Here is a 14128-nt window from a genome sequence, read left to right as displayed (position 1 = left end):
AACGGTGGACATATTGGAGTAGTTGTTATGAAAAACTATGTCGAAAAAATGATTTCTTGCCCTACCTGTGGCCACCATACCCCGCTAATTATGGATGCGAGTAATGGTGACCAAGACTTCTACGAAGATTGCCGTGTTTGTTGTAACCCCATTCATTGTCGCCTACATATAGACGAGAGCAACGACAAGCTATTGGCCTACGTAGATGCAGATGACGAGCAATTCTTTTAGCTAAGCCAGCGTTTTAAATCTCCCGCTTTTGCGAGTTGTTTAATGGTGTCTATGGCAGTTTGCGTTGAACTGTCTATTTCTATGTTCACTAAATCTTTAACCGCTTTATCACCCAAAGTAGTGACTCGCAGCGTTTCTGGAATAATGTGCAACCAAAATCCTTGGTCGCTTAACTTGCCTACCGTTAAACTTGCACCATCTATGCAGATAAACCCTTTATAAATCACGTAGTCTTTCCACTCGTTAGCTAACGATAGATGAATTGCTAGGTTATTCTCTGAGTACTGCATGTCTAATATGGTGGCGGTGGTATGAATATGCCCCGACACTAGGTGACCACCGATTTCGTCACCTACTTTGGCAGCTCGTTCAATATTTACTAAATCCCCTTCTTTAATAAGGTCTAAGTTTGTTAGACTTAGCGTTTCTTGTATCAAGTCGAATTGAACGCCTTGTTCGCTAATGTTGACTGCGGTTAAACAGGTCCCGTTTATCGCAACACTAGCGCCTATGTTTAAGCCTTCGATATCCACTAAATCGACCCAGAGCTTCATTAAGCCTGGCGCTCGTTCGACTTTGACAACTTTTCTTTTACTTTGAACTATTCCGGTGAACATGAAGTATTTTTTCCTGGGTTTTAAACAACGTTTTTCAAAAGAGTGTTTTGCCATTTTACGTTTGGCAGGGCCTATTGTCGTGGCTCAACTTACCATAACTGGAATGAGTTTTGTTGACACAATTATGGCTGGCTCGGTAAGCCCTACCGATTTAGCTGCTGTTGCAGTTGCAGCCAGTTTTTTTAACCCCATCATTTTGTTATTACAAGGCATATTGATGGCGGTTACACCATTGGTGGCTTATCAAATAGGCGCTAAACAAGCGTTTAAAGGCGGAAACATTTTTCGCCAAGCCTTATTTATTTCTTTAATACTCGCCGCTACTGCTTGGGTGATCTTGTGGTTTGCACCAAACGTTTTCAATGTGATGGATGTAGAACCGCAATTGGTGGGTTTAACCAAACAATACTTGTTTTTTGTTAGCTTTGGCTTGCCAGCTTTCGCCTTGTATCAGGTATTACGCGGTGTCAACGAAGCGTGTTCAAATATTAAAGCCATTATGCTCATCGGTATTGCTGGTTTGGCCTTAAATATTCCCATTAATTATGTGTTTATTAATGGTTTGCTTGGCATGCCAAAACTAGGTGGCGCTGGCTGTGGTGTTGCAACCGCAATGGTCAATTGGTTTATGGCCATTGCTATGCTTATTTACGCCAAGCGAAGTACAACTTTGCTGCCGTTAAAATTATTTGAGCAGGGTTCTGGTATTGATTGGGCAATTATCTCGCGAATGTTCAAACTTGGCTTGCCGATTGGTGGCGCTATATTCTTTGAGGTGACCTTGTTTTCGATGATTGCTCTGTTGCTATCACCGCTTGGTGCCGACATTGTTGCAGCACACCAAATCGCCCTAAACTTTACCTCTATGGTGTTTATGTTGCCCTTAAGCATTGGCATTGCCTTAACTATAAGAGTGGGTAATTACATGGGCGAAAAGTCGTTAGATAAAGCACAAATTAGTGCCTACAGCGGGGTTATTTTGTCTATTATAGCTACGGTGTTTATTGCCACAGCTACGGTGTTATTTCGTCATGACATTATTGGTTGGTATACCAATAACACCGCGGTTGCTGCTATTGCCGCACCTCTGTTTTTGCTAGCGGCAACTTATCAGTTGTCCGATTCATTACAGGTATGCTGTGCTGGCGCGCTGCGGGGTTACCAAGATACCCGTTTCATCCTAATAGTTACGCTGATTAGCTTTTGGCCAATAGGCTTAGGTGTAGGTTCTATACTTACTTTTACCGATTACTTTACTAGCGAGCCAATGGGTGTGATAGGTTTTTGGATAGCAATAGTACTCGCATTAACCGCCTGCGCGATTGGCTTGTTCTCAAGGCTAGTGTGGGCCACTAACAATCCGCATAAGCTGCACCTAATCAACAAGGAAGCATGAGTAGGGCTAACTTCTTTTACTTGCTGGCAGCTAGTGTCATTCTAGTTGCCTGCATTTACTCCCTGCTTAATTGGTTAGCCCCACGTAGTGATCAGCTCTTTGGGGATTATAGCGCTCGTTTAAATCGCGTCTTGAACATCAATATTACTGCCCCCCAAACAACCAGAACATTAACTCCTTTTAGTTGGCGTGATTACCAACAACCAGAACCATTGTTACAACTTTCACTGCTAGACAGTGTCGGCTTAAAACAATGTGGCTTAGACCAGGTTATTTTTGATGGAAACTCCAGTTTAGGTAAACACGCTGCAGCGGATTACCAGCTAGTTTGGCACACTAAAATCATCCAAGGCATAGCAGCGTGTATTCAAGGCAAGCAACTAGAACCAAAGCTAGAAGACACGCTAACAGTGATTCTCAATAAAAAAATACAATCGGTGGATCTTTATTGGGGCAACTATTTAGTTAACGAGCAAAGTTTACGTTACTTGTGGCAGAGCGACCACGCATTGCGTCAACAGCCCTACTCTGCTTATCAATCCCTAGCCAACAATTTGAGTTACTTAAACAAGTTACAGCAACAACTTATAGAAGATCAGAACCTCGACCATGAAGGACTGTTGGCACTGAGTGAGTCGTTTGCTAAGGGACCTAGTATTTTTGCCTTGTTACAAGAAATGCAACGTTCTAGCTTGTGGCTCAATGAGATTTCTACAGCGTTAGAAAAGCTCGAGTTCAACTGTAAAAATGACCGCAAAAACGGCATCGTTCTCAAAAATATTCTGCACAAAGTCTATATGGAAAAAGTACAAGGCTATCTGGCAGAACTTGATCAAAGCGTTCGACTATTACTGCCTCCCTTAACGGCCCTTTACCACTCACAGAAAAGTTCGTTTTTGTTAATGACTACAAAAAAAATCCATTTAGATTTTCAAGAGAGTAATCGACAGCACGTTAAACAATGGCAATTGATTTTGGATAGCTGTAAAGCTTAACAAGTCTTACAGCTATCTAAGCCGAGGCTTTAAAGCGATAAGGGTTCCATTTGCTTATGCTTATGCTTATTCAGCCTTTTACGCCTCATTTAGTTAAATTGTGCGCTGTAAAGGCCACTTATTGAGCAAACGAAATCTACAACTATTGACTGACGATACGCTCTCCCCTAGTATTGCAGTCGCTGTAAAGCGGAGCGGCTTTTAAATCACTCTCAATTACAGCTAACACCTAAGATATTCGCGTAGCTCAGTTGGTTAGAGCACTACCTTGACATGGTAGGGGTCGGTGGTTCAAATCCACTCGCGAATACCACTTCTCTAAGCATCAATTTTCTTACTCTTTAACTTCCCTAAGCCAGCAGATTATTCGTTTGCGCTTTAATCTATTGTTAACGCCCCTATCCAGCGGTCACTTCGCTTATCTCTTAAACTTTTTTACCTTGAACGTCTTTGATTTAAATCATTAAAACCCGTTCCGTAAAACACGTTATATAAGAACATATATTTGTCACACAAATATATGTAAATCTATGTAAATGACATTGTAGTGCCCTGCCTGAGTCGCTTAAAAAAGAACTAGAGTCCATACTCTTTTAGGACTTAATGAGATTCAATTTTTCAGGATTACATTGTCACCATAGAAGGTATCAACATGAGTAAAAAGTTAACTACAGCCGCCGGCTGTCCGGTTGCTCATAACCAGAACGTAGAAACTGCTGGAAAGAGAGGGCCACAACTGCTTCAAGATGTTTGGTTTTTAGAAAAACTAGCGCATTTTGATCGTGAAGTTATTCCAGAGCGGCGCATGCACGCTAAGGGTTCTGGTGCTTACGGCACGTTTACAGTGACTCATGATATTACTCAGTACACAAAAGCCAAATTGTTTTCCGAAGTAGGTAAAAAAACTGAGCTGTTTACGCGCTTTACAACCGTAGCGGGTGAACGCGGTGCAGCCGACGCCGAACGAGATATTCGCGGCTTTGCCATTAAGTTCTATACCGAAGAAGGCAACTGGGATTTAGTGGGTAACAATACGCCAGTATTTTTTCTACGTGATCCACTAAAATTTCCAGATCTAAATCATGCAGTTAAACGCGATCCAAGAACCAATATGCGTAGTGCTAAAAACAACTGGGATTTTTGGACCTCGTTACCTGAAGCGCTTCACCAAATAACCATCGTGATGAGTGACCGAGGCATACCCGCTACCTACCGCCACATGCATGGCTTTGGTAGTCATACCTTTAGTTTAATCAATGCAAACAACGAACGCTTCTGGGTTAAGTTCCACTTTAAGTCGCAACAAGGTATTGAAAACTTATCTGACGCCGAAGCGGAAACCTTAATAGGAAAAGACAGAGAAAGTCACCATAGAGACTTACTTGAAAGTATCGATAACAAAGCCTTTCCAAAGTGGACCTTAAAAATTCAGGTGATGCCAGAAGATGACGCGGCTAAGGTACCTTACAATCCGTTCGACTTAACAAAAATTTGGCCACACAATGACTATCCATTGATTGAAGTTGGCGAATTAGAACTTAACCGAAACCCTGAGAACTTCTTTGCAGAAGTAGAACAATCGGCGTTTAATCCAGCGAGCGTAGTACCTGGTATCAGCTTTTCTCCAGATAAGATGTTACAAGGTCGACTGTTTTCCTACGGTGATGCACAGCGCTACCGTTTAGGGGTAAATCATCACAGCATTCCAGTAAACGCGCCTCGTTGTCCGGTGCATAGTTACCATCGAGATGGTGCCATGCGCGTCGATGGCAATCACGGCGGTACTCTGGGTTATGAACCTAATGATCAAGGCGAATGGGCAGAACAGCCTGATTTTTCAGAACCGCCGCTAAGCCTAGATGGCGCAGCAGCACACTGGGATCATAGAGAAGATGATGACTACTTTAGCCAGCCGGGGGATTTATTCCGCTTAATGTCGGCTGACAAACAAGCCATTTTGTTTGATAACACCGCAAGAAACTTAGGTGGCGTGCCTAAAGAAATCCAATTGCGCCATTTAAAACACTGTTACTTAGCCGACCCGGCGTATGCCAAGGGAATTGCTGAACTATTGAAGATAGCAGAGAGCGAATACCAACAATAAGCCTAAAAACCTCATAGTAACCGAGAGGTTACTATGAGTGCCCTAGCCCTAATTCTTTATTAGTGTTTAGATTTTTATCGCAAGCAATGGTTAGATAATTTTAGACTTAGGCTTGATTTGCATCTTCCAACATCCTCATTTAATGCTACTGAACCCGCCTCTGCCTGTTCTGGTTTACTACGCAGCCTTACTGTATCCAAAAAATGAATCTACAAGCTGCCTTTTTCATCGATTCAGGCGTCATTGTTAGCATAAACACAAGAGTTAAGGGACATACGCGGAATAGTGTAAAGATAAAGCTTTGCATTTCTTTACATTCGCTTTACGCCAGCTGAAACAACAAAACGGTAAAATAGGGTTCCTTTCTATGCTGTATGGATTCTCATGTATTTACGTTTTGTGGTACCGCCAGTTCTAATCGTTAGCATGCTGGCGTTAATTTTTATCAACCAGCAATCTAATTCGAATAATGCACCTCGTCGCGCTGCACCTACGCTAGTCACAACAGAAGACGTACAACAGCATAGTTTGTCTCAAGAACTCAGCTTGATTGGAACCTTAAGTGCTCGACAATCAGTATCGATAGCTGCCGAGGTAACCGGCAAAATCGAAAAAATTAACGTGAGTTCAAATCAACGGGTTAAACAAGGCGAGGTACTGATAGAGCTAAATAGTATTAAAGCTAAAGCGCTATTAGATGAAGCTAAAGCCTACTTAGCCGATGAACAGCGTAAGCTACACGAATTTGAGCAACTGCTAAAACGTAAAGCCGTTTCGCAAACCAGCTTTGACGCCCAACTCGCCAGCGTGATCATCGCCAAAGCTCGGGTTACATCAGCACAATCAGACTTAGATGACCACAGCTTAACCGCCCCCTTCTCTGGCGTGATCGGCTTAGTAGATATTAGCAAAGGCGCGTTAGTGAGTGCGAATCAAAGCTTATTAAACTTAGATAACCTACAAGACCTACAGCTAGATTTAAACGTACCAGACCAATACTTGTCTCTGTTAGAAAAGGGCATGAGTATTCAAGCCTCTACACCTGCGTGGTCTCAGCAAAATTTTACTGGCAGCATCGATGTTATAGACCCAAGGGTAGACAGCGATACGCTGAATCTTAAGGTTCGAGTCGCATTTGACAACACCAGTGACCAATTAAAGCCCGGCATGATGATGCGAGCAACGCTTACCTTACCGCCTGCTACCCAAGCGATGATCCCAGTGCAAGCTATCGAGTATTCAGGTACTAAGCGCTACGTTTATGTGGTTGATGAGCAACACATTGCACACCGTACTGAAGTGCAACTCGGTGCACGTATTAACAATTTTGTACTTATCGACCAAGGTATCAGCTTGCACGACAACATTGTTATACAAGGCTTGGTTAATATAAGAGATGGAGCAAAGGTAAAAAACGTAGAGCAGCAAATCGCCAAGAATGAAAATGCTAAACCGTCTAGCGAATCGATAACTCATGATGAACAGGAAGCTATTTAATGTGGTTATCTGATGTTTCGGTTAAGCGCCCAGTGGTGGCAATTGTACTTAGCCTTTTGCTGTGTGTATTCGGTCTAGTATCGTTTAGCCAACTGGCAGTTCTAGAAATGCCAGATGTAGAAAACCCGGTGGTTACCATTTCTACTCGCTATGAAGGCGTATCTGCCACCATTATCGATAGCCAAATTACCTCGGTAATTGAAGACCAGCTGTCTGGCATAAGTGGTATTGACCAAATTGATTCTGTATCTCGAAACGGTATGTCGCGAGTCACCGTAACATTTTTGCTTGGTTGGCCATTAACCGAAGGCGTGAGCGATGTTCGTGACGCAGTGGAACGAGCCAAACGTAGTTTGCCAGACGAAATTACCGATCCCGTAGTATCTAAGGATAATGGCTCGGGCGAAGCCTCGATATATATCAACTTAAACTCCAGCATAATGGATCGTACCGAGCTAACCGATTATGCCGAACGGGTATTGATTGACCGCTTTAACTTAATTAGCGGTGTGAGTTCGGTGGATTTAACCGGCGCACTTTATAAGGTAATGTACGTAAAGCTCGACCCTACCCTTATGGCTGGTCGACAAGTCACACCAAGTGACATAGTCGCGGCGCTTAATCGTGAGAACTTAGAGCTACCCGGCGGCGAAATTCGTAACGACACAACGGTAATGTCGGTGCGAACTGAACGCTTATACGCTGAACCAGAGGACTTTGATTACTTACGGATCCGCACTAGCGAAGACGGAACACACGTTTATCTAAAAGACGTAGCCAGTGTATTTATTGGTGCAGAGAATGAGAACTCCACCTTTAAAAGTGACGGTATTTTAAACCTAAGCCTAGGGATTGTTACTCAATTAGATGCCAACCCTTTAGAAGTGGCCACTAAAGTCACAGAAGAAGTAGAACGACTACAACGCTTTGTGCCAAACGGAACAGAGCTTAAGGTAGACTACGATTCAACGGTGTTTATTGACCAGGCGATAGACGAAGTTTACCAAACCCTCATGATCACGGGTGCGCTTGTGGTGCTGGTTCTGTATATATTCCTAGGCCAAGCAAAAATCACCATTATCCCGGCAATTACTGTACCGGTGTCGTTAATTGCTGCGTTTATTGCCGCACAAAGTTTTGGCTTTTCCATTAACCTCATTACCTTAATGGCACTGATTTTAGCGATTGGCTTGGTAGTGGATGACGCCATTGTGGTGGTGGAAAACATCTACCACCACATAGAGCAAGGTACCCCACCCTTGTTAGCGGCTTATCGAGGAACACGCGAGGTAGGTTTTGCCGTAATTGCTACAACCCTTGTTTTGGTGATGGTTTTTCTACCTATCGCTTATATGGATGGGATGGTAGGTAAAATGTTTACCGAGTTTTCGGTGCTGTTATCGGTAGCGGTTATTTTTTCTTCGCTAATCGCATTAACGCTCACCCCCGTGCTCAGCAGCAAACTATTAAGCTTGAATGCTAAACCAAGCCGAATCAGTGCTTATATGGATAAAGCCTTCGCAAAACTAATCCCTGCTTATCAAAAGCTATTGCGCAAAATCATAGCCACTCGCACTGCTGGCCCCACTGCCATTGTGTTGTGTGTGCTAGGTAGTATCGCCTTTATGCAACAAATACCTTCGCAACTTGCACCGGTTGAAGACCGAGGCGTGGTGTTTATTATGGTAAAAGGTGCTGAAGGCACCAGCTACGACCGTATGACCAAAAACATTGACCAAGTCGAGCAGCAAATCATGCCTTTGGTCGGCCAAGGCTTGATTAAATCCTTCAATATGCAAACCCCCGCTTTTGGCGGACGCGCGGGAGATAACACAGCTTTTATTATTGTGCAGTTAGAAGACTGGGCTGAGCGAGAGCAAAACGCAGGAGATGTGGTGAATCTAATGCGTAAAACCTTATCCAACATTGCTGATATCTCGATACGGCCTATGCAGCCGGGGTTTAGAGGTAAATCTGACGATCCGATACAGTTTGTATTGGCCGGTTCTAGCTTTGAAGAATTAAATCATTGGGGACAGGTGATTTTAGAACACGCCGAGTCTCATCCAATAATTAGCACAATAGACATTAACTATTCAGAAAAAACACCAGAACTTATTGTGAAGATAGACCGCCAACGTGCCGCTGAACTGGGCGTAAGTGTAAGCGAAATATCAGACACCTTGGAAATAATGCTGGGCGGTCGCAGTGAAACGACCTTTGTAGATCGTGGCGAGGAATACGACGTTTACTTACGTGGCGGCGAAGAAGGCTTTAACAGTGCTACTGATCTCAGCAAAATTTACTTACGCGCAGCTAACGGCAGCTTAATTACCTTAGACAGCGTAACGCAACTAGAAGAAGTGGCTTCAGCCAGTAGACTTAGTCGTTTAAACAAACAACGCGCGGTGACTATTTCAGGAACGGTTAATCAAGGTTATACCCTAGGTGAAGCCTTAGATTATTTAGAACAACTTGCAATAGATGAACTGCCTAGCGATATTTCTATCGATTTTAGTGGCGAATCAAAAGACTACAAAGAAAACCAAAGCAGCACCCTGATCATATTTACATTAGCGCTGTTGGTTGCCTATTTGGTATTAGCCGCGCAATTTGAAAGCTTTATCAACCCTATGGTGGTAATGCTAACGGTACCCATGGGCGTATTTGGGGGCTTAGCAGGCATGTACTTCATGAGTGAAAGCCTAAATATTTACAGTCAAATCGCGATGATTATGCTGATAGGCATGGTGACCAAAAACGGTATTTTAATTGTTGAGTATGCCAACCAACTTCGCGACCGCGGCATCGAGTTTAACCAAGCGATTGTAGAAGCCGCATCACGACGCTTACGCCCTATTATGATGACAGCGTTTACTACCGTAGCAGGCGCAGTACCGCTAATTATCTCTACTGGTGCCGGAGCCGAAAGTCGAATTTCAGTAGGTACGGTGGTGTTATTTGGTATGGCCTTCGCTTCGGTAGTTAGCTTGTTGGTTATTCCCGCGATGTATCAACTGTTGGCTCGCTCAACCCATTCGCCAGGGCATGTTACTCAACTATTAGAACAAGAAATAGCAAACGAACAGACTAGCTAACCATAGTGGATGGGCAATTAGGCCAATGCCATCTGACATTGGCCTTTTTATACGGCTTTTAGATAATGCTGAGTAGCCGCGGGTTCTATGTTTAACTGAAAATTGCTCACGTAAGCTTGACTCACCACTTGGCCTTTCTCTAACAAAATCATGTAATCGGCCAGTTGTTTCACTTCCTCTATATCATGACTAACGTAAACAACCGGTATCGATAATTGCCGATGTAATTGCTCTAGGTAAGGAATGATTTCTTGCTTAAGTTTTGCGTCTAGCGCCGATAAGGGCTCGTCCATGAGTAACAATTTTGGTGAGCTTAATAGCGCTCTTGCAATGGCAACACGTTGCCTCTCTCCACCAGATAAAGAAGTAACTCGGCGTTTAAGTAAGTGAGAAATACTGAGTAACTCACAGGTATCACTAATGCTTACTTGGCGTTTATCCGGCTGCACTAAGCGATAACCAAATAGTAGGTTTTTCTCTACATTTAAATGAGGAAATAAGCTCGCTTCTTGAAATACATAGCCAATTTCACGTTGATAACAATCAAGCCAAATGTTGTTTTTGTCATCTTGCCACACCTCTCCGTTAAGCGAAAAATACCCACCTGCAAAACGGTCTAAGCCCGCCATAGATCTTAAACAAGAGGTTTTTCCTGAACCTGAGGGCCCAAACAGTGCTGACACGCCGGAAGGCGGTAAGGTAATATCGATGTTTAAACTAAAATCACCTCGCTGCGAATCTAATGATAACTCTAAGCACATTGAGTAAGCCTCCTTTTGGCGAAATCATTTAGGCTGTATATCAGCAGTAAGGCGATAAAAGAAAACACCAACATGCCACCCGCTAACCAATGAGCTTGGCTGTATTCAAGCGCTTCTACGTGGTTATAAATATCAATCGACATAACGCGGGTTTCGCCGGCGATATTTCCGCCAATCATCAACACCACACCAAATTCACCAATGGTATGACAGAAGCCGAGAATAGCAGCGGCAAAAAAACCTGGTCGAGCTAATGGAAATGCCACCTTCCAAAATACCCGGCTTGGGCTGGCTCGAAGCGTTTTTGCGACTTCCAATGGTCGTTTCCCTATTGCTTCAAAAGCATTTTGCATAGGTTGAACCACAAATGGCAAAGTATGCACCACACAGGCAATCACTATTCCAGTGAAAGTAAAAGGCAACGCACCTATGCCAACAAACTCAGACAATTCACCCAATGCGCCATTTGGCCCAAGCAATAACAATAGATAAAAGCCTAATACCGTTGGAGGAAGCACTAAAGGCAAAGCAAACATGGCGCCTACTATCGACTTATATGGAGACTGAGTTTGCGACATCCACCACGCTAACGGAGTAGCCACGATTAACAAAATTAACGTAACCACACTCGCGAGTTTAAGAGTGAGATAAACGACGACTAAATCAGGCATATAAAGCTCCTTTGCCTCTGCGGCTTGTTACTCGACTTCGTAACCAAAATCTTTGATTAACGCAGTGATGTGATTTTCACGTAAGTAATCAATAAACTCTTGAGCGGCCGGGTTGCTATTGCCCTTATTAAGTAATACTGCGTCTTGTTTTATCGGAGCATACAACTTGCTTGGTACCAGCCACATTGACCCGCCACTTAACTTACTATCTACAAGCACCTGAGATAACGCGACAAAGCCTAAATCCACTGCGCCGGAACTGATCTGCTGGTAGGTCTGCCCAACCGATTGCCCTTCAACAAATTTGCTTTGCAACTGCGGATAGATACCTAAATGCTGCAACGCGCTTACCGCCGCCGCTCCGTAAGGCGCAGTTTTAGGGTTACAAATAGCAAGGTGTTTTATTTCACTGTTTAATACTTCGCCCTTCGCATCCACTAGCTCAGGTTTACTTGACCACAGTACTAGCGTGCCTTTAGCGTAGGTAAATTGACTACTGGCTTTTGCCAAACCTTGCTCAACTAATAAACTCGGGCGTTTTTGGTCTGCGGCTAAAAAAACCTCAAATGGTGCGCCATTTTTTATTTGGGCGTATAGCTTGCCCGTAGAGCCTGCTGATACGCTAACCTGATGCCCCGTTTCTTGTTGGTATTGATCGGCAATGGCTAGCACTGGTTTATAAAAATTTGCTGCCACCGCTACTTTTACTTCTGCGGCTTCAACAAAATCAGAACTAAATAAAAACATCACCGCGAGCGCCGCTTGGGGGAAATACTTAGTTATAGATTTTTTCATTACGAACGTCCTTTTAGATTAATAACTACAAATAATTACCGACGAAGCATTAAACGATAACGCTACCTGACTGGCTTCGTTGATGTTTAACTGTGCGGCAGACGCGCTAGATATAATCGCCGACAAGGTTTTTTGTTCTGCCAATTGCACAGTAATATCTAACTTATCTTCTCCCTCGTTAATTCTGCTAACGCGTCCAACAAACTGGTTAACATTATTTTTTGCGACCTCGGCGCCTCGATGTAAACTCACTTGTGACGCTTTTATGAGGCACAAGACTTGACTACCAAAACTCAAATTTAAAAGTTCTACGGACTCATTACTTAGCACTGCATTTACCGTAAGGTGCTGGCTAATCGCTACCTTCACAAAGCTGTTCACCGCTTTTTTATCTATCATCACTACCTGACCAAGTAATTGATTTCGTGCACTACTACGTAAACTCATTCGACGCATTAATAAGCGAAAATCAGCCACATTGAGTTGTTCGGCACTAGGTTGTTGCAAGGTAGGTTTTAACTGCTCAAACGCCTGTTGATATTCGAGTTCTAGCGCCTTGTATAAACTAAGTAGGCTTAATCCATAGTCGGTTAATTGGGTGCCTCCGCCATGTTTGCCACCACTTTGCTTAACGACCAGCGGCTTTTCAGACAGATTATTTATGGCATCTAAGGCGTCCCATGCCGCTTTGTAAGACATAGGAATAGATTTAGCCGCAGCGCTTAATGAGCCATGTTCCACCACCGCTTCTAGTAGTTTTATTCGTTTGTCGCAGAGGAAGGGGCCTAACTCACTACATAGTTTTATTTTGCCCATTAAGGGCACCGCGCTTTTTAATTGATTCACCGTCATAGTCTTACCTATATAACGCTAACTACTGCTTGGCTAATTGCCTTGAGCAATGGTTTAGAGGGCTTGTATAAGGTTGATTGCAAATCCAGCGCCAAAGCCAGAATCGGCCTGAAAGCCCTTAGACACGGGCTATGAGGAACTACCTATCTTGCTAACTTATGTCGTGTAAGCAACAAAAAGCGCTGTATTGTTAGCTATACAACGAACCAAATATACTGTTTGCCGGTAAGGGTATTTATCTTTGTACTAGATTGAATTTGAACTGTTTATTGGAAGTACAGAGTTTAGCTAACCAGTAATGACAGGCTAAACATAAAAGGTGTTAGATGTGGTTAATTGGTGAACCTGAATCCCTCTTTAATGTAAGAAAAGATTGAAAGATTAACCGAGCGATAGACACATAGAGTTGGCGAGCAAACTATTTAGTATCCAAACGCTCTATGCTAAATATCAAACCTCATAGACAGCATAGAGGCGTTTAATTACACAAAGCATTCGCTATAGGTGGGGCATTGCGCACAGCTTGGCGCTCTACAAACAAAATCACCGCCCTGCTGACACAAATAGCGATAAAAGAAGCGTTTCCACCGCATGTTGTTGGTGTTCATTGCGTGTAACTCAGGAAAGTTGTACTTCAACAAAGCGCCGAGTTCGTCTCTATGCTTTAGGCCTAAACTTCGCCAAAGGTGAGATTGAGACAAACACGCGGTAGCCACAATAATTGCCATTTGCAAGGCGTAAGGTGCTTTGTGATTAGCGTGCTCTACCAACACTGCTATTAGTTCATTGCGTTCCTGGGCGCGCAGGCTACAAACTTCACTCAGTACGTTTGCGCGTTTTCGCAAGCTCTCCTTGAACGGTTGCTTCCATAACAATTCTTGATTTTCGATCTCGCTATTATTGATGGCACGTTTTAAATCTAAATAGCACGAGTTGTCTAAGCCTACCCCGTAGGGCAAGGCTGCTTCACCACTCAGTTGTGCACTAATAATTTGTTTAAACCAATTGCGGTTATGCAAAGACATTGGATAACAGACTTTAGTTAAGGCTTGCACCCAGTCGCTACCTATTAAACCATCTGTTGAATCAAACACTTGTTGTTCCATAAGCG

At 43.4% G+C, this 14128-nt stretch carries 12 protein-coding genes and 1 tRNA gene; 7 read left to right on the top strand and 6 right to left on the bottom strand.

Annotation, left to right across the window (positions count from 1 at the left end):
- The first annotated feature begins 27 nt into the window (after positions 1–27).
- Positions 28–231, top strand: coding sequence for a CPXCG motif-containing cysteine-rich protein (locus Q4592_RS01825; protein WP_137673217.1), 204 nt, complete (start codon positions 28–30; stop codon positions 229–231).
- On the opposite strand, the gene Q4592_RS01820 is transcribed toward Q4592_RS01825, so the two are convergent.
- Positions 228–848 (bottom strand): riboflavin synthase subunit alpha, encoded by a 621-nt coding sequence (locus Q4592_RS01820; protein ID WP_303509010.1) that lies wholly within the window; start codon positions 846–848, stop codon positions 228–230. The genes Q4592_RS01825 and Q4592_RS01820 overlap by 4 nt on opposite strands.
- Here Q4592_RS01820 and Q4592_RS01815 point away from each other — a divergent pair.
- From Q4592_RS01815 to Q4592_RS01790, 6 genes are all read left to right on the top strand, one after another.
- Positions 847–2244, top strand: coding sequence for an MATE family efflux transporter (locus Q4592_RS01815; RefSeq protein ID WP_303509008.1), 1398 nt, complete (start codon positions 847–849; stop codon positions 2242–2244). The genes Q4592_RS01820 and Q4592_RS01815 overlap by 2 nt on opposite strands.
- Positions 2241–3239, top strand: coding sequence for a DUF3080 family protein (locus Q4592_RS01810; protein ID WP_303509006.1), 999 nt, complete (start codon positions 2241–2243; stop codon positions 3237–3239). Before Q4592_RS01815 ends, Q4592_RS01810 begins: the two co-directional genes overlap by 4 nt.
- 236 nt (positions 3240–3475) lie before the next feature.
- A tRNA-Val gene (locus Q4592_RS01805) sits at positions 3476–3552 on the top strand.
- A 339-nt stretch (positions 3553–3891) separates the two neighbouring features.
- Positions 3892–5343 carry a catalase gene (locus Q4592_RS01800; RefSeq protein ID WP_303509003.1) on the top strand — a complete coding sequence of 484 codons (1452 nt, stop codon included), beginning with the start codon at positions 3892–3894 and terminating at the stop codon, positions 5341–5343.
- A 384-nt stretch (positions 5344–5727) separates the two neighbouring features.
- On the top strand, positions 5728–6840 hold the full coding sequence (locus Q4592_RS01795) for an efflux RND transporter periplasmic adaptor subunit (RefSeq protein WP_303509000.1): 1113 nt from the start codon (positions 5728–5730) through the stop codon (positions 6838–6840).
- Positions 6840–9938 carry an efflux RND transporter permease subunit gene (locus tag Q4592_RS01790; RefSeq protein WP_303508997.1) on the top strand — a complete coding sequence of 1033 codons (3099 nt, stop codon included), beginning with the start codon at positions 6840–6842 and terminating at the stop codon, positions 9936–9938. The genes Q4592_RS01795 and Q4592_RS01790 overlap by 1 nt, the downstream gene beginning before the upstream one ends.
- A 47-nt stretch (positions 9939–9985) precedes the next feature.
- Here Q4592_RS01790 and modC read toward each other — a convergent pair whose 3' ends face one another.
- The 5 genes from modC to Q4592_RS01765 form a co-directional block, all read right to left on the bottom strand.
- Complete coding sequence (gene modC, locus Q4592_RS01785) at positions 9986–10699, bottom strand: molybdenum ABC transporter ATP-binding protein (RefSeq protein ID WP_303508995.1); 714 nt, start codon at positions 10697–10699, stop codon at positions 9986–9988.
- Positions 10690–11370: a molybdate ABC transporter permease subunit gene (gene modB / locus Q4592_RS01780; protein ID WP_303508993.1), complete on the bottom strand. Its 681-nt coding sequence runs from the start codon at positions 11368–11370 to the stop codon at positions 10690–10692. The genes modC and modB overlap by 10 nt, the downstream gene beginning before the upstream one ends.
- 27 nt (positions 11371–11397) lie before the next feature.
- The gene (gene modA / locus Q4592_RS01775; RefSeq protein WP_303508991.1) at positions 11398–12165 is read right to left on the bottom strand and encodes a molybdate ABC transporter substrate-binding protein; all 768 of its coding nucleotides are present in this window, start codon (positions 12163–12165) and stop codon (positions 11398–11400) included.
- An 18-nt stretch (positions 12166–12183) separates the two neighbouring features.
- Complete coding sequence (locus tag Q4592_RS01770; RefSeq protein WP_303508988.1) at positions 12184–13017, bottom strand: TOBE domain-containing protein; 834 nt, start codon at positions 13015–13017, stop codon at positions 12184–12186.
- A 482-nt stretch (positions 13018–13499) separates the two neighbouring features.
- On the bottom strand, positions 13500–14123 hold the full coding sequence (locus tag Q4592_RS01765; protein WP_303508986.1) for a nitrogen fixation protein NifQ: 624 nt from the start codon (positions 14121–14123) through the stop codon (positions 13500–13502).
- Between the last annotated feature and the right edge of the window lie 5 nt (positions 14124–14128).

It is taken from the genome of Agarivorans sp. 1_MG-2023, assembly GCF_030548385.1.
Classification (GTDB): Bacteria; Pseudomonadota; Gammaproteobacteria; order Enterobacterales; family Celerinatantimonadaceae; genus Agarivorans.
The sequence above is the reverse complement of the archived record's forward strand: the minus strand, read 5'-3'. Positions and strand labels throughout refer to the sequence as shown.

Coding starts and splice junctions, on each gene's coding strand:
- Q4592_RS01765 (WP_303508986.1), bottom strand. CDS start 14,123: ATGGAACAACAAGTGTTTGATTCAACAGATGGTTTAATAGGTAGCGAC.
- Q4592_RS01815 (WP_303509008.1), top strand. CDS start 847: ATGAAGTATTTTTTCCTGGGTTTTAAACAACGTTTTTCAAAAGAGTGT.
- Q4592_RS01770 (WP_303508988.1), bottom strand. CDS start 13,017: ATGACGGTGAATCAATTAAAAAGCGCGGTGCCCTTAATGGGCAAAATA.
- Q4592_RS01825 (WP_137673217.1), top strand. CDS start 28: ATGAAAAACTATGTCGAAAAAATGATTTCTTGCCCTACCTGTGGCCAC.
- modB (WP_303508993.1), bottom strand. CDS start 11,370: ATGCCTGATTTAGTCGTCGTTTATCTCACTCTTAAACTCGCGAGTGTG.
- Q4592_RS01795 (WP_303509000.1), top strand. CDS start 5,728: ATGTATTTACGTTTTGTGGTACCGCCAGTTCTAATCGTTAGCATGCTG.
- Q4592_RS01800 (WP_303509003.1), top strand. CDS start 3,892: ATGAGTAAAAAGTTAACTACAGCCGCCGGCTGTCCGGTTGCTCATAAC.
- Q4592_RS01790 (WP_303508997.1), top strand. CDS start 6,840: ATGTGGTTATCTGATGTTTCGGTTAAGCGCCCAGTGGTGGCAATTGTA.
- Q4592_RS01820 (WP_303509010.1), bottom strand. CDS start 848: ATGTTCACCGGAATAGTTCAAAGTAAAAGAAAAGTTGTCAAAGTCGAA.
- Q4592_RS01810 (WP_303509006.1), top strand. CDS start 2,241: ATGAGTAGGGCTAACTTCTTTTACTTGCTGGCAGCTAGTGTCATTCTA.
- modC (WP_303508995.1), bottom strand. CDS start 10,699: ATGTGCTTAGAGTTATCATTAGATTCGCAGCGAGGTGATTTTAGTTTA.
- modA (WP_303508991.1), bottom strand. CDS start 12,165: ATGAAAAAATCTATAACTAAGTATTTCCCCCAAGCGGCGCTCGCGGTG.